Annotated in this window: 16 protein-coding genes; 8 read left to right on the top strand and 8 right to left on the bottom strand. The window is 37.2% G+C overall.

The window, feature by feature from the left end; all coding sequences use genetic code 11:
• The first annotated feature begins 119 nt into the window (after nucleotides 1-119).
• The 4 genes from H6F39_RS00545 to H6F39_RS00530 all read left to right on the top strand — a co-directional run bounded on the left by H6F39_RS00545 (nucleotide 120) and on the right by H6F39_RS00530 (nucleotide 5,283).
• On the top strand, nucleotides 120-911 hold the full coding sequence (locus tag H6F39_RS00545; protein ID WP_137908010.1) for a metal ABC transporter ATP-binding protein: 792 nt from the start codon (nucleotides 120-122) through the stop codon (nucleotides 909-911).
• A 69-nt stretch (nucleotides 912-980) separates the two neighbouring features.
• Nucleotides 981-1,826 carry a metal ABC transporter permease gene (locus tag H6F39_RS00540; protein ID WP_190392175.1) on the top strand — a complete coding sequence of 282 codons (846 nt, stop codon included), beginning with the start codon at nucleotides 981-983 and terminating at the stop codon, nucleotides 1,824-1,826.
• Nucleotides 1,827-2,026: 200 nt separating this feature from the next.
• Nucleotides 2,027-3,544 (top strand): serine/threonine-protein kinase, encoded by a 1,518-nt coding sequence (locus tag H6F39_RS00535; RefSeq protein ID WP_190396036.1) that lies wholly within the window; start codon nucleotides 2,027-2,029, stop codon nucleotides 3,542-3,544.
• Nucleotides 3,545-4,323: 779 nt separating this feature from the next.
• Nucleotides 4,324-5,283, top strand: coding sequence for a hypothetical protein (locus H6F39_RS00530; RefSeq protein ID WP_190396035.1), 960 nt, complete (start codon nucleotides 4,324-4,326; stop codon nucleotides 5,281-5,283).
• 594 nt (nucleotides 5,284-5,877) lie between these two features.
• Here H6F39_RS00530 and H6F39_RS00525 read toward each other — a convergent pair.
• From H6F39_RS00525 to H6F39_RS00515, 3 genes are all read right to left on the bottom strand, one after another.
• Nucleotides 5,878-6,453, bottom strand: a complete 576-nt coding sequence (locus H6F39_RS00525) for a YHS domain-containing (seleno)protein (protein ID WP_190371410.1) — start codon at nucleotides 6,451-6,453, stop codon at nucleotides 5,878-5,880.
• Between the two features lie 183 nt (nucleotides 6,454-6,636).
• Nucleotides 6,637-7,086, bottom strand: coding sequence for a hypothetical protein (locus H6F39_RS00520; protein ID WP_190371398.1), 450 nt, complete (start codon nucleotides 7,084-7,086; stop codon nucleotides 6,637-6,639).
• Nucleotides 7,087-7,252: 166 nt separating this feature from the next.
• Entirely contained in the window at nucleotides 7,253-9,298 is a 2,046-nt protein-coding gene (locus H6F39_RS00515) for an FHA domain-containing protein (RefSeq protein ID WP_190371397.1), read from the bottom strand.
• A 212-nt stretch (nucleotides 9,299-9,510) separates the two neighbouring features.
• On the opposite strand from H6F39_RS00515, the gene H6F39_RS00510 reads away from it, so the two are divergent.
• A complete protein-coding gene (locus tag H6F39_RS00510; protein WP_137908017.1) occupies nucleotides 9,511-10,296 on the top strand; it encodes an HAD family hydrolase in 786 nt (261 codons plus the stop codon).
• A 21-nt stretch (nucleotides 10,297-10,317) separates the two neighbouring features.
• Here H6F39_RS00510 and H6F39_RS00505 read toward each other — a convergent pair whose 3' ends face one another.
• Entirely contained in the window at nucleotides 10,318-10,923 is a 606-nt protein-coding gene (locus tag H6F39_RS00505) for a tetratricopeptide repeat protein (RefSeq protein WP_242025902.1), read from the bottom strand.
• Nucleotides 10,924-11,021: 98 nt separating this feature from the next.
• Between H6F39_RS00505 and H6F39_RS00500 the strand changes: the two genes are divergently transcribed.
• A complete protein-coding gene (locus H6F39_RS00500; RefSeq protein ID WP_190396034.1) occupies nucleotides 11,022-12,197 on the top strand; it encodes a DNA double-strand break repair nuclease NurA in 1,176 nt (391 codons plus the stop codon).
• A gap of 7 nt (nucleotides 12,198-12,204) precedes the next feature.
• Here the strand turns inward: H6F39_RS00500 and dacB are convergent, their stop codons facing one another.
• The 4 genes from dacB to gloB form a co-directional block, all read right to left on the bottom strand.
• Nucleotides 12,205-13,674, bottom strand: a complete 1,470-nt coding sequence (gene dacB, locus H6F39_RS00495; protein WP_137908020.1) for a D-alanyl-D-alanine carboxypeptidase/D-alanyl-D-alanine-endopeptidase — start codon at nucleotides 13,672-13,674, stop codon at nucleotides 12,205-12,207.
• A 1-nt stretch (nucleotide 13,675) separates the two neighbouring features.
• The gene (gene dnaB / locus H6F39_RS00490) at nucleotides 13,676-16,249 is read right to left on the bottom strand and encodes a replicative DNA helicase (RefSeq protein WP_190396033.1); all 2,574 of its coding nucleotides are present in this window, start codon (nucleotides 16,247-16,249) and stop codon (nucleotides 13,676-13,678) included.
• Nucleotides 16,250-16,524: 275 nt separating this feature from the next.
• Nucleotides 16,525-16,983 (bottom strand): 50S ribosomal protein L9, encoded by a 459-nt coding sequence (gene rplI / locus H6F39_RS00485; RefSeq protein WP_137908022.1) that lies wholly within the window; start codon nucleotides 16,981-16,983, stop codon nucleotides 16,525-16,527.
• 475 nt (nucleotides 16,984-17,458) lie between these two features.
• Nucleotides 17,459-18,232 carry a hydroxyacylglutathione hydrolase gene (gene gloB / locus H6F39_RS00480; RefSeq protein WP_137908023.1) on the bottom strand — a complete coding sequence of 258 codons (774 nt, stop codon included), beginning with the start codon at nucleotides 18,230-18,232 and terminating at the stop codon, nucleotides 17,459-17,461.
• A gap of 282 nt (nucleotides 18,233-18,514) precedes the next feature.
• Between gloB and H6F39_RS00475 the strand changes: the two genes are divergently transcribed.
• Nucleotides 18,515-19,702 (top strand): glycosyltransferase family 4 protein, encoded by a 1,188-nt coding sequence (locus tag H6F39_RS00475; protein WP_137908024.1) that lies wholly within the window; start codon nucleotides 18,515-18,517, stop codon nucleotides 19,700-19,702.
• A 271-nt stretch (nucleotides 19,703-19,973) separates the two neighbouring features.
• A complete protein-coding gene (locus tag H6F39_RS00470; protein WP_190396032.1) occupies nucleotides 19,974-21,020 on the top strand; it encodes a cyanophycinase in 1,047 nt (348 codons plus the stop codon).
• The last annotated feature ends 281 nt before the right edge of the window (nucleotides 21,021-21,301 follow it).

Raw genomic sequence — 21,301 nt, 5'->3', positions numbered from 1 at the left:
TATTAAGCATTAGTTTCATTTATCTCAGTGATTACTTCTAATTATAGATAATTATAGATATTCTCATATTTTTCTCATTTTTATAGTAAACTCAAAAAATAACTATTTTAATCAAAGTTATGCAAAACATTTCTGATTACCGAAAATCTAGTCTATCTACCAAAAATTCAGCAAATATACTTACACAGATCAACATCACCCATCTAAATGTAAATTATCGGACACAGGAAGCATTAAGAGATATTAACTGCACAATTAAACCAGGAAAAATCACAGGTATCTTTGGACCCAATGGTGCAGGTAAAAGCACATTAATGAAAGCTATTTTAGGGTTAGTTCCCATCACTAACGGTCAAGTTATATACCAAAATCAGCCCTTAACCCAGCAACTAGAGAAAATTGCTTATGTACCCCAACGTAGCCAAATTGACTGGAATTACCCCGCCACCGTATGGGATGTAGTCATGATGGGGCGTATTAAAAAAACAGGCTGGTTACGTAGTTTCTCTACAGTCAGCCGCCAAATAGCCACACAAGCATTAACAAAAGTGGGAATAGAAGCATTAAAAAATCGTCCCATTGGTGAACTTTCAGGAGGACAACAACAACGGGTATTTTTAGCCAGGGCTTTAACTCAAGAAGCCGAAATCTTCTGTTTTGATGAACCATTTGTAGGTATTGATCAAAAAACCCAAACTATCATATTTGAAGTCTTTCAAGAACTAGCAAAAGCCAATAAAATCGTCTTAGTAGTTAATCATGACTTAGGTGAATCTATTACCCATTTTGATGATTTAATCTTACTAAACTGTGAATTAATCGCCACCGGTTCACGCCAACAGGTGTTAACAGAAAATAACTTAAATCGGGCTTATAGTGGAAAAGTCATGTACTTTGCTGAAGCAGCATAATAATTAATAAATATCTTCTCTTCCCCTCTTCCTTTGCGTTCTTTGCGCCTTCGTGGTTCATTTTCATCTATGTTGCAAACACTAATTGAACCGTTGCAATATGGCTTTATGCAACGTTCCTTAATCATCGCCATACTAGTAGGATTATTGTGTGCTATAGTCGGTAGTTATTTAATGGTACAACGCCTAGCATTACTGGGAGATGCTATTAGTCATTCAGTATTACCAGGACTGGCTATAGCCTTCATGATTGGTGCTAATATCTTTGTTGGGGCGTTTATTGCGGGGGTTTTAAGTACCATGGCCATAGCCTTAATTAAAACCCGATCTCCCATTAAGGAAGATGCTGCTATGGGCATAGTTTTTTCTGCTTTTTTTGCTCTGGGAGTTACTTTAATTACAGTCATTCAAAAGGATAATAAAATTGATTTGAATCACTTTCTTTTTGGTAATATTTTAGGGGTAACTGTTGATGAAGTCAGGGATACAGCTATTATTGCAGCTATTGTTTTAATGGTAGTTTTCTTATTATATAAGGAACTGTTATTTTACACATTTGATCCTTTAGGAGCGCAAGCTGCTGGTTTACCAGTTAATCGTTTAAATTTTGGTTTAATGTTGTTAATTGCTTTGACAATTGTTGCCAGTATGAAAGCTGTGGGAGTAATATTAGTATTATCGCTTTTAATTACTCCTGGTGCAACTGCTTTTTTATTAGTCAAACGTTTACATCAAGTCATGATTTTAGGGGCGGTAATTGGGGTAATTTCTAGTATTAGCGGAATGTATCTTAGCTACTTTTATAATTTACCTTCTGGTCCGGCTATTGTATTAGTGGTTTCTGGTTTATTTACTTTGGCTTTATTGTTTAGTCCTCGACATGGGATTTTGATATCTATTATGAATAGGAAATAAAATTATCAAATTATCAAATTGGTAATTTTATTACATTTAATACTAGTTTATATTTACATAAATCCACGTAAGGTAACTTTTTTTGTGTAGTAGCGATCGCTAATTGCCGTTATTTTACTAAACTGGAAAAGTGTTCACAATTACCGTTATTATATTCTTGAGGTGTTAGATCAAGAGTGCAGCCACCCAGGGGAAAGAAAATGAATGAGATCCAAGGACAACTCCCGATTTTAACTGGAAACAGAGGAAGATACCAACTTCTTGGACGTTTAGGAGGAGGGAGTTTTGGGGACACTTTTTTAGCTATTGATTTAAATACGCTTACTCAGCGCTACTGTGTGATCAAGCGATTACGAATTGATAGTCATCATTCTCCTGAAATAGTTGCAGGGATTAAAAAAGCCTTTGAAAAGGAGGCTAAGGTTCTGGAAGATTTAGGAGATAGAAGCGGTAACATTCCCTGCTTATATGATTATTTTTCCTCAACTGTAACTGACCCCGAACTCAGTACCCCACAGGAGTTTAATTATTTGGTTCAACAATATATCGAAGGAGAGGATCTAAAAAAGGAACTGGAACAACAAGGACGTTTCTCAGAAGCCAAGGTTTTGGCCTTATTAAATAATATTTTACCTGTTTTAAAATTTATCCATAAAAATAACGTTATTCACCGGGATATTAAACCTAGTAATATTATGCACTCCAAAGAAGAAGATAACAAATTCTATTTAATTGACTTTGGAGCAGTTAAACAAGTGATAAAAGGTGATATTGACACCACAGAAACATCTATGGTCTTTGGAACTCCTGCTTATGCTCCCCTAGAACAAATCAGAGGGGAAAAGGTTGATTATTCCAGTGATTTATATGCTTTAGCTGCTTCTTGTGTGCAATTATTAACAGGTGAATTTCCAGACGATTCCCGCGATGTTAATAATCTTTGGAATTGGCAAAAATATCCCCATATTAGTGAACATTTAGGTAAGATACTAGAGCGTATGCTCCAAGAAGATCTTGATCATAGATTCCAGTCAGCACAGGAAGTAATGGAAGCTCTAAATAAAGGAGATGATCCTAGTGATAAAAATAATGGTGATGATCAAACGACAGAAATTATCTCTCCTCCCAAACCTCAATTTATTAAAGTTTTATTGATAACAGCAATTATTTTGACGACTACTGGGGTTTTAATAGCTATTTATCGCTATCAAAATCAAGACTCACAAGTAAATATTAAAACTATTCCTGGTCAACTATTTGAGGATAAACAATTTGGAATTGAGATCAAATATCCTCAAGATTGGAAGGCTGAAAAACAACAATATAGTCCGTTAACCGGGGGAACTATTGCCAAAATATTCCCTAATACTTCTAGTCTGAATCTCGAAGTAGGGCTATTTATCCGTATTGAAGATATACAAAAATCTCAGACTTTATCAGAGTATAATCAGGCTGCTATCGAACAAATTAAAAAATCCGTTAAAAACGTCCAAATTCTGGAACAGCAATCGAAAAAAATAGATAATCGAGAGGGATATCAAATAGTTTATACAGGTGAAGATCAAATTAATAACTTTAGGTTTAAAGCTATGGAAGTTTGGACTATCAGTAATTCAAAAGTTTATATTCTGACTTATCGAGCCGAAGAACAAGTCTATGACGTATTTCTTCAATATGTAGAACAAACCATGATTAAGTCTTTTCGTTTGAAGTCTTAAGTACTCCTTTACTTCTACAATCATCTCGTGGGGAGTTATTAGCGAGATTTTCGGCACAATAGTAATTTATCAGTTATGGGTAATTCATAAATTACCCACTACATCCACAACTTTGATCAGATTTGAAGATATTAGTATTAGTATAATATTTCTTGAATGAAAACCCATTGACAATAATTAAGGTTTTTTCTCAAAAAAAGCGCAAGCAGATTATATCTAAAAAGATTGTACAAAAAATAGTTGAGAATTGCAAGCCCTGAAATTAACTTTTTTCGTCAGCTTATTGAGAAAATTCTCAAGATTATTGAGAATATGGGCTAATATAGGGTACTAGTCCTTTTTTGCTGAAGAATGATTTAAATAACTTATTGGATATATTCATATGTATAATAATCCTTGATGATGGTGCGTTACGCTGTCGCTAACACACCCTACTTAATAAACACATTACACCTAAAAACCTAGATTTGTAGGTTGGGTTGAAGCATGAAACCCAACATGAGCGTTGGGTTGCGCTGTCGCTTAACCCGACCTACAAAAAATAGTCTATAAAGTAGGTTGGGTTGAAGCATGAAACCCAACATAAACGTCGGGTTGCGCTGTCGCTTAACCCGACCTACAAAAAATAGATAAAGCTGAATGGTTGGGTTGAAGCATGAAACTAGTTTTTTTAACGAACCACAGAGACACAGAGGACACAGAGGTAGGAAAATAAGAGATATTCACATTTCATTTAGGATTGCTATATAACCCATATCTACTAATTAAAGTTAAAATAAATGACTCGCTTTATACATGATCAATTTGCTAAACAATATCTAACAGAACTATTAACACCCTATGGACAAGTAGAAACCAGTAAAGACATCACCGCAGAAGTCAGACAAATTGACGTATTATTTATCCCCTCATCCCCACCCACCAACCTAGCAACACTAGGCGTATTAGGGAAAATGGCGGCTAATTATGCGGTATTTGAACCATTTCGCAATGCTGTGGGTAGAAGTGAAATCCGCAGTTGTATGGGTAAATTATTTGACATTCATGCCCAGGTTGAACGTCAAGCTAAACGCAATGACACGCGAATAAATGAATCCGAATTAGCTAATTTGTGGATTTTGACTCCTACAGTATCAGTAGAAATCCTCGATAGCTTTAATGCTAGTTTGGATGAGGAAAACTGGGGTCAGGGGATTTACCTTTTTGGTAAAGGATTTAAAACCGTCATTGTGAGTATTCATCAATTACCCAGTACACCCGAAACCCTGTTTTTGCGGATATTAGGTAAGGGAAAAGTACAAAGACAAGCGGTGGAAGAATTGGAAACACTGACAAATAATAGTCCGTTTCTAGCAGATGTCATAGAATTAGTACATAACCTAATTGCTGTGTTATCGGCACGTCAGCGTCAAGAACAAGATATTGATCAGGATGATCAGGAGTTAATTATGAAATTATCCCAAATGTATCAACAACAATTAGAAGAACTGAGAAAACAAGGACTCCAGGAAGGACGAGAAGAAGGAAGACAAGAAGGACAACAGGAAGGACTTAGGACTGGTGTAGAGAGGGAAAGACGCGCTATCATTGAGAGTATTCTACAAGTGCGTTTTGGTGAAGTTGATGCCGAATTGACAAGAATTATTAACCCCCTGATGGCTATGAGTAGAGAAGAATTTACTCCTTTACTTCTACAATCATCTCGTGAGGAGTTATTAGCAAGATTTTCGGCACAATAAGCTGTTACGCAGCTAGATCCAATAATCCTGATATTGTTATTTCTTGTGGTGCGGGCATCTTGCCCGCAAGAATTATACAAATTAAATGCAGTACATCTGAGTAATTTATGGGTAATTGATGAATTACCCACTACATCCACAACCTTGATCAGATTTGAAGATATTAGTATTAGTATAATATTTCTTGAAAACCCATTGACGATAATTAAGGTTTTTTCTTAAAAAAAGCCCAAGCAGATTCTATCTAAAAAAATCATACAAAAAATAGTTGAGAATTGCAAGCCCTGAAATTAACTTTTTTCGTTAACTTATTGAGAAAATTCTCAAGATTATTGAGAATATAGGCTAATATAGGGTACTAGTCCTTTTTTGCTGAAGAATGATTTAAATAACTTATTAGATATATTCAGATGTATAATAATCCTTGATGATGGTGCGTTACGCTGTCGCTAACACACCCTAGCTAAATGAAGCTCTTTCTCGCTAATTACAGCAGTTTCCGATATTATGAAGTACAGATATTAATAATAAAACTCTTGTGGTGCGGGCATCTTGCCCGCACAAGGTGTACCTCACTCAAAGCTACTTGCTGCATTAACGACGAATTTTCCTAGCTATACCAGGCCAATTTTGATCAGCTTTTTGAATATTTCCAGGAATGTCCTTTTCCCAGCGTTTTTGAGTGTCCAAATTAACATTTAAGTACAGCTTACCGGACACAATTTTCCAGGCATTAGGGTCAATAGGTGCAGTATATCCTCTACTGACAGCCCAAGCACAAAATCCTCCATATTGCGGAGCGTATTTTTCAGGATTTTTCATAAATAGGTTGCGGTTTTCGGCTGTGGAAAATCGCCAATTTACATCCTGCCATTTATAGGTGAAATTAGCATTACCTGGGGTTGCTTTTCCTTGTTGAAAATAGGCAACGGCATCAAAACCTTTTAAAACAAAGGAGTCTTGGATATTAAACACCTTACCAGCCAGCTTTAAAGGGGTATTAACCGGGGTATTTTGCCTTTGAATAGCATTTGGAGCAAAATTACCATGGTTGGTGGGTTGAAGGCTGGGAATAACGGTTGTAGTGGTTGCATGAGAACGATAACCGGAAGCTAACCCCACCATGAATATTGAGGATGTGATGAAAGCGATAAAATTCTGGTGATTCATAAACTGGTGATTCATAAAAATGTTTATTTGTTTTAGGACAATATCAGGTTCTTACCCCACCCTAACCCTCCCCTTATCAAGGGGAGGGGACTAGATTCCAGTTTCCTCAAGAGGGAATTTTTTGAACAGATGTTAAATAGAATGATGGAAAAGTGGTAAGAATTGTCTTGTTAGAAATTGTCATTAAGAAATTCTCGGCCATTTACCAATCCATTCTCCACCGCGAAAACGCCAACGGGGAAATAATAACCGCATAACTACCCAAGCAGATAAATAAACTGCTAACCAAACTAAGCCATAATGTTGAATAAATCTGGTTAAGTCAAATTCGGTTTTAGGAATATGAGGTAAACCGATATTGGCAATTATTAAAGCCAGAAATACCCCTTCTATAACTCCTGCATAAAGTTGAAATATTCCAGGCCAGTCATGGTCCCAGAGATATTTTTGCAGAAAATCATACAAAACATCCCAAGCAATGCCAAATAAACCTACATAAAACACAACCCAAAAGTAAACTAAGTTGGAAGCAATGCCTAAATATCCCCCATAAAAAAGCAGAGAAACTAACATTCCCACTGTTGCTAACAAAAAAATTCGTGTTTGCCAGCGTCCGAATAAAGTTGGAGTCATAATGATATGAGAAGTAGTGTAAATTAAGGTTTTTAGAAAAAATTCAGAAGAATTTAGGACTTACGCATGAGTCACGGAATAACGAACCACTGAGGCACAGAGAACACAGAGAAATGAGGGTTTGAGGAATATTTTCCGTAAGTCCTGGAATTCTGGAATTGAAAAATTAAGGCTTTTGATTCAATGCCCATTTTAGCCATTGCCAAAGGGAATAAATTCCCTGAATATAGCGGACTCCTGGAGCTTTTACAGCAGCCAAAGCCTCGATAGAACGATGGGCAGCATATTGTAGTCCTAAAAATGTGTCTACGGGGGCGTAGGGACCGCCTAAGGTGATAATTCCTGCCCCATATATGCGAGAACGATTATTTCGCAGTTTTTTGATTTCAAAGTTGTTTTCTACATGAAAACGTCCTTCTGGGTTAAAATCTAGGTCGTAATGCAGTATTAGGTCTTTTAAAAATGGACTTTCTAAAGGATCGGAAATCAATCCTGTACAGTCAATCACAAAATCAGCAATTAGGGTTTTTTGACCTTTGCTAGTGACTACATGAGTAACAACTTGACCTTGGGAATTACGTTCTAGTTTGGTGACTAAACCATAATGAATTTCATACCATTTCTGAGCTATTCCTTGACGAACAATGTCGCGCCATTTTTTGCGACTAGCTGTGGTTGTTCCCCCCCAAGCCTGTAATAATTCCCGTCGTCTTAACGGGTCAGCGGCTTCTAGCATTGTTCGCATATCACCGCCCCAAGTTCCTTTTGGCCAGTTAAAAGGTTGAAATTCCCAATCATTTTCTACGTAGCGTTTAGCTGGCTGAAATTCTTGACCTTTGCGGGGGTCTCGGTTTAAATGAATTACCTGAATATGTTTCATTTTTCGGGCTTCATACAGCCTTTCTAATATTTGTGAGGCTACAATTCCCGACCCACGAAGGACAATAGTACCGCCTTTTTTTTCTAATTGTTGGTAAATATGATCATGGGGTTCATAACCTTGAACTACTGTTTTATAATTTCCTGTTTCTTCGGGATATTCTTGACGATATTTTTCCAGGTCTGGTAGTAGTTTGATTGCGGGATAACCTGTGCAGAGATGGACATATTTAGCTAATAAAAATTGGTGATTTCCGTCTTCTTGGTTGGAAGTGGAATAGGCAATACAATAACGCCCGTCTTCCGTTTGTCGTAGACTACGAATACTGCCATATTCTAACATTTTACCCCAACTAATGCGATCGCTCTCCCGGTCCATGGACTCAAATACATCTCGTCCACGGGGGGTGTAGGTATCTGCATAAACAGGTTCAGCAAAAACTTGCCACAAAAATCCTAAAGCTGCACCAACTTGTCCAGAAAAGAAGGATCTCCAAGCATCTCTTAAAGCATATCCTGGCCAGCCCCAAATATTATCAGGACAGGAATCTGAACCGGAACGAATTCGTTTATGTCGGGGAATTTGACAATTTTTCAGTAGGCTTTCATAGCGTTTATAAGGTTTGTCTTGAACACTCAAAACTTTAATATTTTCCGGTTTAACTCCCGCAATTCTCAACATATCCACCCAAACAAAACTGCCCATTCCTCCCCCGCAGGCCACATATTCTGTTTCTCTGACTAAAATACCACTGCGACGAATAGCTTCTAGGGGAACCTTTTCTGCATTCCAAAAGTTGAAATTATAGGGAAAACCCGCTATTTGAATGGGTACAGCGTCGGGAGTTTGTTGTTCTAAAGCATCCGTATAAGGATTAAAAATGATGGATGATTGAGAATCTGGTAATTTCCGCACCCTAGATACGGGAATAATCTCCGATTGGGGGTTAAAAATTGTGGACTTACCTTCAAGTACAATGGTAATATTCTCATCCCCAGATCGAATGAGGATAACGGTAATGGTGTAGTTACCTATTCCCAGTCTATCCCCACTGATTAAAGTCCGACGTTGTTTAAGTAGTTTTTCACCGTTAACAAGAGTGCCATTGGCGCTCTTGTCTTCTATATAAAGCTGATTGTTTTCTAAGGTAATTTGAGCATGAAAGCGAGAAATTTGCTTATGAGAGTCTAATAAAACTATAGGAGACACCGTTTCACCATTGATAACCGCAGGAAGTTGACTCATATCCCTGCCGATAGCTACTGGTAGGTTAAAAACCTGTTCTTCCTGCTCCTGTGTCAGTTTATTTTCGGAAATCAGTTTGATTTGCATGGTTTTGATGCCCCCATTTACATCTTGAGATATTATTGATAATATTAATACATTAATATTCTGCTCCATTTCCATAGGAGTACTGAAAAACTTTAAAATAATTTTATGTTTTTATGTTTTTATTTCTTATTTGCTATTTTAAAGGTTAATCGCTACATATCTGGCTATCAAGGTGCGGTAAACTAACAAAAGCAGTTTTTCACCTCAGAACAATGACAGCAAATAGTCCCACGATTTTGGCTTTAGACTTTGATGGAGTGGTTTGCGATGGACTAATTGAGTATTTTGAGGTAGCATGGCGTACCTACTGTCAAATTTGGTCGCCGGTTGACGATACACTACCAGATGATTTAGCTTTGAGATTCTATCGCTTACGTCCTGTAATTGAAACCGGTTGGGAAATGCCTGTTTTAATTAAAGCTTTAATTGCAGGTTTTTCTGATGCTCAAATCCTGCAATCATGGACAACTATTACCGCCGAAATTTTAGTAGCAAATAACTTAGAAGCAAAAGCAGTTTCTACACAATTAGATAATTTGCGAGATGAATGGATTGAGAAAGATTTAGATGGTTGGTTAAGTCTACATAGATTTTATCCTGGTGTCATTGAAAGACTGAAAATAACTCTTGAGACTCAAGTTCAGTTATATATTGTCACTACTAAAGAAGGGCGATTTGTCAAGCAATTGTTACAACAAGAAGGAGTTAATTTACCATCAGAAAATATTTTTGGTAAAGAGGTAAAACGCCCAAAATATGCAACTTTACGAGAATTAATCAAGAAAGCAAATACCCAAACTGTTAATTTATGGTTTGTTGAAGATAGATTAAAAACTTTACAATTAGTGCAACAACAATCAGACTTAAATCATGTAAAACTTTTTCTCGCAGATTGGGGTTATAATACTTCATTAGAACGGGAAGCAGGAAAAAATGATTCCCGTATTCAACTAATATCACTTTCTCATTTTACTTACGATTTTGCAACCTGGTTGTAATTTAACCAATATCTAGAATATCTACATCCCCGACTTCTTAGACAAATCGGGGAGCTTATTAATAAGATTAATTACCTCTTGATAATTACTGATTCTTTTTTGTTTTTGAAATAAGTTAGCTGCTGTATTTAAATCGCTAATTGCTCCCTGTTTATCACCTAAAGCATTGCGAGTAATACCTCGATTTTGGTAAGCTTCAGGAAAGTTAGGATTCAGCTTTAATGCTTGGTTAAAATCTCTAATAGCTCCTGGGAAATCTCCCAAATCATGACGAGTAAATCCCCGATGATTATAAACACCCGCATAATTAGGATTTAGGCTGATTGCTTGATTATAATCTAAAATTGCTCCTTTTAAATCTCCCAGTTTATAGCGAGATATTCCTCGTTTATAGTAAACTTCAGCAAAATCAGGACGTAACTTCAAGGCTTGATTATATTCTGCAATTGCTTCTTTGATATCTCCTGATGTATGGCGGTTAATTCCTCTATGAAAATAGATGATAGCCTCTTTTTTATCAGCTTGTGCTAACAGTGATGATTTGATTCTAGTATCGGAAATACTTGCCAAATTCTTACCACTCACTTTTGGAGTATATAATATAATTCCGAATAGAAGGATTGTCATTGTTAATTTCCATTTTTTCATGACACCATTTTTCCAGTTATTAGCATACAGTTGTTAATTATATAGTATTTACATCTATTCGCACAACTACAAACACTATGCTTGATTTAACAAAAATATCGGGACAAATGCAAGGTTTCAGTCAACATTTGACTTCAGAAGTGGCCGCAAGTCATCAGCGGTTAGAATTAGCACAACAATTTTTTAAACAGGCTGTAGAGTGTCAACAGGAGTTAGTTGAACGTCAGGAAAAATGGCACAATCGGATTCTCTTTGCTAATGCTACACCAATTGAACCCCTAGAAACCTGTATTACTATTCCTGTTCCCCCGAAAATTCATACTGTCATTTCTACTGATGGTTCGCAAATTGCCCCTAATCATCACGAAATTGCGTATTGTTACTTACTCAATATCGGCAGGGTGGTTTTACACTATGGTCAAAATATTCACCCCATTCTCGATAGTCTACCGGAGATATTTTATCGCCCCGAAGATTTATATATCTCCCGTCAATGGGGAATTAGAGCGGAAGAATGGATGGGTTATCGGCGTACTGCTTCGGAGGCTACGGTATTAGCTGAACTGGCTTGTAGTGTGAAAACAGCAGCACCAACTTTAGCCATGGTTGATGGTTCGTTAATATACTGGTTTTTAGATCAGTTACCGATGGATGCCCGCGATCGCATTTTACCACCTATTTTAGAAGCCTGGCAAAAACTCCAACAAGCTCAAATACCCCTCATGGGTTATCTTAGTGCCTCTCGCAGCACGGAAGCCACTAACTTTTTACGGTTTTTGGCTTGTCCCTATCCTGTCCCCGATTGTATCACCTATTGCCCCAACCAACTAGAATACGTACCTTGTAAAAAATTTGATACTTTGCGCGATACAAGCATCATGACTAGCCAACTCCAACCTGGACAACGAGGACCATTATGGCGGAGTAATGCGCGAATTTTAGAATTGTATGACGACCAAATTATTTATTTTTGTTACGTCCATGTCGGTACAGAAATCGCCCGGATTGAAGTCCCTGCTTGGGTTGTCGCCAATCAAACTATGTTTGATCAAGCACTAGGACTAATGTTGGCACAAGTACAAAAAGGATACGGTTATCCTGTGGCTATTGCGGAAGCCCATAATCAGGCTGTAGTCAGAGGTGGTGACAGGACCCGTTTTTTTGCCCTTTTAGAACGACAAATGATCAAAGCTGGGATTAAAAATGTCGGTATTTCCTCTAAAGAAGCCAGAAAACGCGGTAGCATTGCTTAAAGTTATTTTAACATCGTTTTAATTGGGTTAATAAAACCACAATTTCATCTATTGCTGTTCTCACAATTTTACTAGGTTGTTCAGATTGGTTCACCATAATACTAAAAACTAAAGGCTCATAATTAGCTGAATTTACATATCCAGAAAGAGCAGAAACTCCTGTCATGGAACCGGTTTTTCCTTGGACAATTCCCACAGCAGCAGTATTAATCAAGCGATTTTTTAAGCTACCTGTCATACCTGCAATGGGTAAGGAAGCCCGAAAAATTTCTCTTTGAGGTGATTTATCAATTGCTTGTAAAACTCGTACTAAAGCCGCTGGAGTCGTTAAATTCTTGCGAGATAACCCAGAACCATCTACAATTACATAACTTTCTGGTTCAACTCCTAATTGAGTTAAGGTTTCTTTCATAACTTGTAATCCGATATCAGCCGTATTTTGATCTTTTTCTCTTGGTTTTTTAATAGCTAAACTTCTGAGTAGAGCCTCAGCATACAAATTATTGCTATTTACATTTGTCTCTATTAATAATTCAGACAAAGGTGGAGATTCTACTGCGGCTATTTCTTTGCCATTTTTATTTTTATTCAAATTACTAATTACAGTTTCTTGAACGGTAATTCCTGCTATGATTAAATTATGACGAAATTGTTTTAAAAAATTGCTAATTGGATCAAATACAGCTATAGCAGTAATTTCCGGTTGGGAATTTACCGCTAATTGTCCTTTTATCCTCAAAATCTGTCCTTTTAAATCGCGGTTAATTTCTACAAAACCGGGTTTATCTGCTTGAGTAGTAATGGTATTATTCTCAATTTTCCACTGATATGCTTCTGTAAGTTCAACCCATTTTAGTTGTAATGGTTGTCCGATATTTTGGGGTAAAAAACTTAATCCAGAAGCGTTATCATTTAATATTAAACTATTAACAGGAGCGCCATAATCAGCCTGTATATCTTCCCATTCCCAACTGGAATGAACTACTTCACCTTGAAAATAACTATCATCAGCAATTAACTGATTAATTTCTCTAATTCCCTGTTGATAAAGTTGTTTTGCTAATAATACTAATTGAGGGTTTTTAAAACTCGGATCTCCCCTACCCACTACACGCAAAATACCATTACCATCATCATAAATAGAGGTACGAATCCGAAAATCTGAACCTAATTTCTGTAATGCTACAGCAGTGGTAAATAGCTTAATATTAGAAGCGGGAATAAAATATTTCTGGCTATCTTGACTATAAAGAATCTTGTCTGATGATAATGTTTTAACTAAAATTCCCCAACGTCCTCGACTAAATTGAGGCCGATTGATAATAGTATTAATTGTTGATGATAATTGAGCGGGACAAAGGGATTTGCTAGTAGTAACTTCTGGAACTACTGTTTGTGCTGCAGCTACTTTCTGAATGCTACCAATTTGGATACTGATAAATAGAAATATCAAGCTAAAAAAGTATTTTTTTAACATATTACCAACTGTTTTGTCTGGCTAGATTTTTGAACTTTGTAAATTGAGGATCAAATAATAGTTTGATTGTTCCTGTTGGTCCATTCCGATGTTTAGCGATGATCACTTCGGCAATTCCTCTATCTGGAGTATCTGGTGAATAATATTCATCACGGTATAACATCATTACTATATCCGCATCTTGTTCGATTGATCCCGATTCTCTTAAATCAGATAACATTGGCCGTTTATTAGTTCTTGCTTCCACCCCCCGACTTAACTGTGATAAAGCAAGAACCGGTACAGATAATTCCCTCGCTAAACCTTTTAAAGAACGGGTAATTCTTGATAATTCTTGCACACGATTATCACCTGCTCCTTCCATTAATTGCAAGTAATCAATGACTATTAATCCTAAATTTCCATTTTGTTCTGCTTGCAGTCTTCGGGCTTGACTTCGTATTTGTGTAACTGTAATATTTGCCGTATCATCAATAAACATTGGTGTTTCTGAAAGCTTATCAATAGCACGGCTTAACGGTTCCCATTGCGTTTGACTAATGCGACCACTTCTTAAATAACTGCTTTCAATTCCTGCTTCACTAGCTAATAGTCTTTGTACTAGTTGTTCCTTGGACATTTCTAAACTAAAAACAGCCACCGGTAGTTTATAACCAGCAGCAATATTATGAGCAAGGTTAAGACAAAAGGCGGTATTGTGAACACAAATATCATTAGCGACAAAATTATGTGTTTTAGGAATTGTTAAATCATAAACTTGTTTGTTACCAACTGATTCAATGGAAATGATTTCATCCCAATATACATCACTATTTGCTAATTGCTGAAGTGGTAATTTGTCTAATGCAGTGGCTAAAATCCATAATCTTTCTCTTGTTAATGCCCGTTTACCGACATGAATATTGGTATAGCTTTTAATCCCAGATCGTTTTGCTAAACTACTCCAGGTTTCGCTACCTTTAGCTGCTGCTAATTGTTCCCAAATTTCTACAGGTATTAAGTCACGATTGGTTTGATATCTTTTTTGAGATATTGCTGCTGTAACTTTTGCTAATGCTGCTTCTTTGCCAAAAATGCCAATTTCTGCAATGAAGTTTTTGATAGATAAAGCATCAGTAATATCTAATTGCCATGCTGGTCTACGGGTATTATTATATTTCACAGACCGCTTTTTCAAAGCAGCAATAATACCAAATCTTAACAACAGATGTTGAATTTGTCTTGCTAGTCTTTCGCTGACTGTACAATAACCTAATTGTGATTGACCACTATTAAGCACAGTAGCCCAACCATCAGTGGCAAAAAGACGATTTAGAAACAATGATAATTGTGATTTTTCTAATTTAAAGACAATGTTTGGGATAGTTTGAGTATCAGCATCTTTACCCCATAAACCTAATTTTTCTAATCCAACACATAATGAAGGTGTCTGTTGTCCTGGGGAATCTTCCCTTGTTATTGACAAACCACCAAATTCAGTTACTGCTTCAGAAAAATCTGTTTGCAATAATGGGTTGCTGTTTGTAAATCTAGGAGTGCTATTAGTTAAACCACCATCACCAATTAAATAACCTAATAATTTGACTTCACACTCGCGGATAGTTTCTGTTCCAAACACATCTATTTTGCGAGGGATGGCAATCTTATTTCCTACTTGTAAATTTTCTAATCTTTGCCAACCTTTAATAGTTAAAAATGGGTGAGTAATTGTGGTTTCAATTGCCCGTCCTAAGCGAGTTGTGATGCGAAAAACTGGTTTAATTCCATCATCTACAAATGCAGATGGTTGGGTAAAGGTAAATTTCCAATCATCATTTAATGTTAATAATGAACCTTGCCGTTGCTGATATAATTCTTCAATTGTGGCAATTTGTCCATCTGCTAAGACGATTTCTGAATCATAACTGAGACATTTCCCCATTGACGGCCTCCCAGCTACGATAATTAAATCAGAACGCTGAAAACCGCTAGTCATAGCATCTAAATCATAAAAACCACAGGGTATTCCTGGTAAAGCAATACCTTGATGACGAGTTTCAATATCTTGGAAAGTATTAATTAATGTATCACCAATATGAACTAATCCTGATTGGGGTTTTTCTTGGGTGACATTAAAAACTTTTTGTTCGGCTTGATCTAGAACAATTGGTAATTCTGTTTCTGTTTCATAACCCAGATGTACAATTTCATTACCTGCTTTAATTAATTGTCGTCGCAGGTATTTTTCCATGACTAACCCTGCTAAAGCATCAATATTCACCGCTGAAACCGTGCGGTCTACTAGTGTGGCTAATTTATTTCTTCCACCAATTCTTGTTAGTTGATCATTGTCTGTTAACCAACTGGTGATGGAAAGCAAATCTGTGGGTTTTTGTTGCGTATGAAGACGCAAAGCGGCCTGATAGATTATTGTATGGGCGCTAATATAAAAGGCTTCGGGGACTAAGCGATCGCTCACTCGACCAATAGCCTCCGGATCTAGTAAAATACCCCCTAGAATCGCCTCCTCTGCTTCGATATTTTGTGGTGGTAGGCGATTACTACCATCACTTTGAAAACTCAGTTCTTCAGCCATTAGGTTTATTGGATTCTTATAGTTTGTATTTATACTTTAACTATACCAAAAGCTGTAATTCACCAAATTTTAGATTTTAAATTTTGGATTTTAAATTTTGGATTTTGGATTAAAGATTGAAAATTCATACCTAGTCTGAATCTGATTCCGCCGAATTTATGCGGGTATAAATCTAAAATCCAAAATTGACAAGCCCCCGGACTAATTACTGGAGTCCATCTAAAATCTAAAATCTAAAATCTAAAATCCAAAATCTAAAATTAAATTGAAATCCGTTAGTTAGAGACGACTTCAATATTAATTTCTGCTGTTACTTCAGAATAGAGCTTAATTTCCGCTTTATAAGTACCCAATTGGCTAATATCAGGAATGGTAATACCACGACGATCTATTTCTAGATTAGCCGCTTTTAAAATAGCATCTGCTACATCTTGGGTAGTAACAGTACCGAAAATAGCCTCATTTTCACCAACTTGCTTGGCAATTTTTAAGTTACCAACTGTTTCTAAAGCTGCTTTTTGTTCAGTTGCTTGTTGTTTGAGTTCTAATTGTCTTTGGCGTTCTTTTTCCCGTTTCCGTTCTACTTGTTTGAGAATACCCGGTGTCGCCCGATCTGCTAAACTCTGGGGAATCAGATAGTTACGAGCATAACCGGGAGCTACTTCTACTAAGTCGCCGATTTTTCCCAGTTTACTGACATCTTTTGTTAAAACCAATTGCACACGTTTCGCCATTGTTTTTCGCTTTTCTTTGTAATATCTTAGTTATTTGGATGTCATCAGTGTGGCTGACAAGATTGTAGCTTGATCCTCAGCGACTTTGAACATACCCACAGCCTTGATATTGTAGCGAAATTTGGGGAGCGATCGCAATACTAAATCCCATAAATAAAAATATTAAAAATTAAAAGGGAACTCTTAACTCTTAACTGGGAACAGTTTTAACTGTCTGGATATCCTCAATTTTCCAAATCCGACAAAGAAAAATGCAATTCATTTTCAGACACCATTAGCCAAAACCTGGCACTTTTTTATGGTAAAAATCCGCGAAACCCTTTGTTAATAAATGGTTTTAGGTTTATATGGCTAACGCCACGCTACGCTATCAGCAAACCCTATATACAATCTTAATATAGCTAAGTCTTGTGGTGCGGGCATCCTGCCCGCTATACCTGCCCGCTATCATTCTACAAATTAAATGCAGTACAGACTAAAAATTATCCTTCATGCCTCGAATCCGGGCAAAGGTTTGAACTTCTTCATGACTTTTCGCTGTTGCTTGTAAAGACGGTTTATCCCAACGCAAAAAAGGATTTGTGAGTTTTTCTATTCCCAAAAGTGATGGAACTGTGGCTTCATTGGCCTCCCGTTGAGTTTTAACATCCTGGTAGCGTTTTTGCAAATCCGCATTTTCCGGGTCTACAGTCACAGCAAACCGCAAATTGCTGAAAGTATATTCATGGGCGCACCAAACGCGAGTATCATCCGGTAAAGCCCGTAGTTTATTTAAAGATGCTACCATTTGCCCCGGTGTACCTTCAAATAAACGACCACAACCACCAGCAAACAATGTATCACCACAAAACAATTCCCCCGGCTCTCCTGGGCTTTCTGGCGGGAAATAGTAAGCAATATGAGCGCGGGTGTGGCCAGGAACAAACAACACCTCAGCAGTACGATTTCCAAATTGGACGCGATCACCGTTGTCTAAAAATACCTGCTGTCCCGGAATCCGGCCTCTATCTTCCGCACCTCCATAAACTGTCACTTGGGGAAATTTTTTCATCAATTGAGTATTTCCACTCACATGATCACCATGATGGTGAGTATTAAAAATTGCTACCAAATCAGCATTTAATTTTGTCAATTCGTCTAATACTGGTTGCGCTTCGGCCGGATCAACAACAGCCGCAATATTCTGTTGTGGATCATGCAGTAAAAATATATAATTGTCTGAAAGTACCGGCAGACGGATGATTTGCATTAGCTTTTCTTCCCCCGTTGGTGAATTTATTTATAATATGTCCTGTATTATTTTAACCCAACCTATTCGATAAATTCAATAAATTTGTATAACCGCTTCGGCTATCCATTACCCTGAGATGATTTATTTAGTACAATTGTTGAATGATGTCCTATTTTGTCCGGTTTTTCAGGAGCAGTTTTCGTTAATTTCTAATTTCTAATTTTCTTTTCCCTGTTCCCTGCTATAAATATAGTTTTTATATATTTGGATTTTTTTGTCAATCATCGGGGAGTCAAGTCAATGAAGATATTAGTGCTGAGTTGGGAATTTCCACCCAGGATAGTCGGGGGAATTGCTCGTCACGTTGCTGAGTTGTACCCGGAACTGATCAAGTTAGGCCATGACATTCACCTCATTACCCCTGAATTTGGTCAAGCAGCCCTTTATGAAGTCGTTGAGGGGATTCATATTCATCGTGTCCACGTGGCTGCTAGTAACGATTTTTTTCACTGGGTGGTGAATTTAAATGAGAGTATGGGCGCTTATGGTGGTAAGTTGTTGAGGGAAAAGGAGCCATTTGATTTGATTCATGCCCATGATTGGTTAGTTGGTGATGCTGCGATCGCTCTTAAGTATATCTTTAAAATTCCCTTAATTGCCACCATTCACGCCACGGAACATGGACGTTATAATGGTATTCACAATGATACCCAACGCTATATTCATAATAAAGAATATGCACTAGCTGAAAATGCTTGGCGGGTAATCGTTTGTAGTGAATATATGCGTCGAGAAATCGGGCGATCGCTTTCTGTTGCTAGTGATAAAATTGACGTAATATATAATGGTATTCGCCCAGAAAAGAAACGACATGACAAAGATTTTCATCCTCAAGATTTTCGGCGACAATTTGCCACGGATGATGAAAAAATTGTTTATTATCTTGGTCGCATGACCTACGAAAAAGGCGTACCTGTGTTACTTAATGCTGCTCCCAAGGTGCTTTGGGAAATGGGCGGTAATGTTAAATTTATCATAGTCGGCGGCGGTAATACTGAACATCTAAAACGTCAAGCTTGGGATTTAGGAATTTGGCACAAGTGTTACTTTACCGGGTTTCTCTCTGATGAATACTTAGATAGATTTCAAACTATCGCCGACTGTGCGGTTTTCCCCAGTCTTTATGAACCCTTTGGTATTGTGGCTTTAGAAAGTTTTGCCTCTCGCGTACCAGTGATAGTTTCCGATACTGGTGGTTTTCCTGAAGTAGTTCAACATACAAAAACGGGAATTACTACCTGGGTAAATGATCCTGACTCTGTAGCTTGGGGAATTTTAGAAGTTTTGAGAAACCCAGATTATTGTCAATGGTTGGTAAATAATGCCTATGCAGATTTAGAAAAACGATTTAGTTGGCCAAAATTAGGTCAGCAAACAGAAATGGTTTACAAAAGAACAGTCAAAGAACGAGGAGAAATTATCTGGTAGTGATAAAAAACGGTAATTGATGAAATCAGGGTTTCTCAACCCATGCAGGTGGGTTTTGTCTGTGTAGACGCGGTTGATAACTGCCCAAACTAACCAAACTAATATTAATTTAATATTAATTTAGACTACTGCATTCATCTTCTCTGAGGAGAATTAAAGACTACTCTGATTATTAGCCGTAAAAAAACAGTACAAACCCTGTACGCTGGGAATTTAGCTCCTCAAATGCGAGAGTTAGAAATGATTGCTGTTTGCTTGACAAGATTTGAATATGACAAAAGCATTCCCAAATATATCCAGGCATTTGCAGAATGCAAAAAACAGCTTGTTGAGGGTGGTAAACCAAATTATCGGCCGTCTGACAGCACAGTTAAAGCAGTTCCTCAAGGATATCATTGCTGATCACCAAACTCCTCCCCCTGAACCTATTTATCAATTACCTAAACTAGCCGGTCCTGTTCATAACTTAGGTGGTGGTGGTACTGATGTTGATGATGCCATTCAATGGATGATTAATCAAGTCAGGGGGGGTAGTAACAGCGATATTAAAGTTAATGTTTTAGTGATTCGGGCTGCTGGTAAGGATGATTACAATCAGTTAATTTATTCCATGAAAGGTGTCAAATATGTAGAAACTCTCATCATTCGTAACCGCCAAGAAGCAAACAGAACGGATATTTTTGATAAAGTCAGAAATGCTGGAGTAATTTTCTTTGCTGGAGGTGATCAATGTGAATATATTCGTCACTGGAAAAATACTAAATTAGAAGTTGCTATCAAGTCGGTTTATGATCAAGGTGGTGCTATTGGTGGTACAAGTGCCGGGGCAATGATTCAAAGTGAATATGTTTATGATTCTTGCGCTTGTGTGGATAGCATTGAAACTTACGAAGCCCTTGATGACCCTTACAGAAATATTACTTTTACCTATAACTTTTTTCAGTGGAAGCATTTGCGAGGGACTATTATTGATACCCATTTTAATGAACGCAAAAGAATGGGGAGAATTATGGTTTTTATTGCTCGGCAAATTCAAGATGGTGTATCTTCAACTGCTTTAGGGATAGCAATTAGTGAAGAAACTTCTTTATTGATTGATCAATATGGTATTGCTAAAGTTATGGGTAAAGGTGCAGCCTATTTTGTGTTAGGAGATCATCCCCCAGAAGTTTGTGAAAAAGGAACTCCTCTCACTTATCACGACTATAAAATTTGGAGAGTTCCCCAAGGTGACAGTTTCGATTTGAATAAACTACCGTCACGAGGTTATTATCTCAGAAGTGTCAAGCGGGGAAGATTTGACTCAGATCCTTATTAGATATCAAGTAAATTTAGGTGTGTAAGTTAAAACGCACCTAATTTCTATATTGTATAATGCAAGAGGTTTTCAGCGATTTTACAGCCAGTAGCTTTGAATGAGGTACACTTTGTGCGGGCAAGACTTGTACTGAGCAGTTCGACAAGCTCACTGTAACACTTGGTCGTTCGCGTAGCGTGGCGTTAGCCATAGTATGCCCGCACCACAAGAGTTTTATTATTAATATCTGTACTTTTTGTGCGGGCAAGATGCCCGCACCACAAGAGTTTTATTATTAATAT

It is taken from the genome of Dolichospermum sp. FACHB-1250, from assembly GCF_014696335.1.
In the GTDB taxonomy this organism is placed as follows: domain Bacteria; phylum Cyanobacteriota; class Cyanobacteriia; order Cyanobacteriales; family Nostocaceae; genus Dolichospermum; species Dolichospermum planctonicum.
The sequence above is the reverse complement of the archived record's forward strand: the minus strand, read 5'-3'. Positions and strand labels throughout refer to the sequence as shown.

Coding starts and splice junctions, on each gene's coding strand:
- H6F39_RS00510 (WP_137908017.1), top strand. CDS start 9,511: ATGACAGCAAATAGTCCCACGATTTTGGCTTTAGACTTTGATGGAGTG.
- H6F39_RS00500 (WP_190396034.1), top strand. CDS start 11,022: ATGCTTGATTTAACAAAAATATCGGGACAAATGCAAGGTTTCAGTCAA.
- rplI (WP_137908022.1), bottom strand. CDS start 16,983: ATGGCGAAACGTGTGCAATTGGTTTTAACAAAAGATGTCAGTAAACTG.
- gloB (WP_137908023.1), bottom strand. CDS start 18,232: ATGCAAATCATCCGTCTGCCGGTACTTTCAGACAATTATATATTTTTA.
- dnaB (WP_190396033.1), bottom strand. CDS start 16,249: ATGGCTGAAGAACTGAGTTTTCAAAGTGATGGTAGTAATCGCCTACCA.
- dacB (WP_137908020.1), bottom strand. CDS start 13,674: ATGTTAAAAAAATACTTTTTTAGCTTGATATTTCTATTTATCAGTATC.
- H6F39_RS00540 (WP_190392175.1), top strand. CDS start 981: ATGTTGCAAACACTAATTGAACCGTTGCAATATGGCTTTATGCAACGT.
- H6F39_RS00535 (WP_190396036.1), top strand. CDS start 2,027: ATGAATGAGATCCAAGGACAACTCCCGATTTTAACTGGAAACAGAGGA.
- H6F39_RS00525 (WP_190371410.1), bottom strand. CDS start 6,453: ATGAATCACCAGAATTTTATCGCTTTCATCACATCCTCAATATTCATG.
- H6F39_RS00505 (WP_242025902.1), bottom strand. CDS start 10,923: ATGACAATCCTTCTATTCGGAATTATATTATATACTCCAAAAGTGAGT.
- H6F39_RS00515 (WP_190371397.1), bottom strand. CDS start 9,298: ATGCAAATCAAACTGATTTCCGAAAATAAACTGACACAGGAGCAGGAA.
- H6F39_RS00520 (WP_190371398.1), bottom strand. CDS start 7,086: ATGACTCCAACTTTATTCGGACGCTGGCAAACACGAATTTTTTTGTTA.
- H6F39_RS00470 (WP_190396032.1), top strand. CDS start 19,974: ATGACAAAAGCATTCCCAAATATATCCAGGCATTTGCAGAATGCAAAA.
- H6F39_RS00475 (WP_137908024.1), top strand. CDS start 18,515: ATGAAGATATTAGTGCTGAGTTGGGAATTTCCACCCAGGATAGTCGGG.
- H6F39_RS00545 (WP_137908010.1), top strand. CDS start 120: ATGCAAAACATTTCTGATTACCGAAAATCTAGTCTATCTACCAAAAAT.
- H6F39_RS00530 (WP_190396035.1), top strand. CDS start 4,324: ATGACTCGCTTTATACATGATCAATTTGCTAAACAATATCTAACAGAA.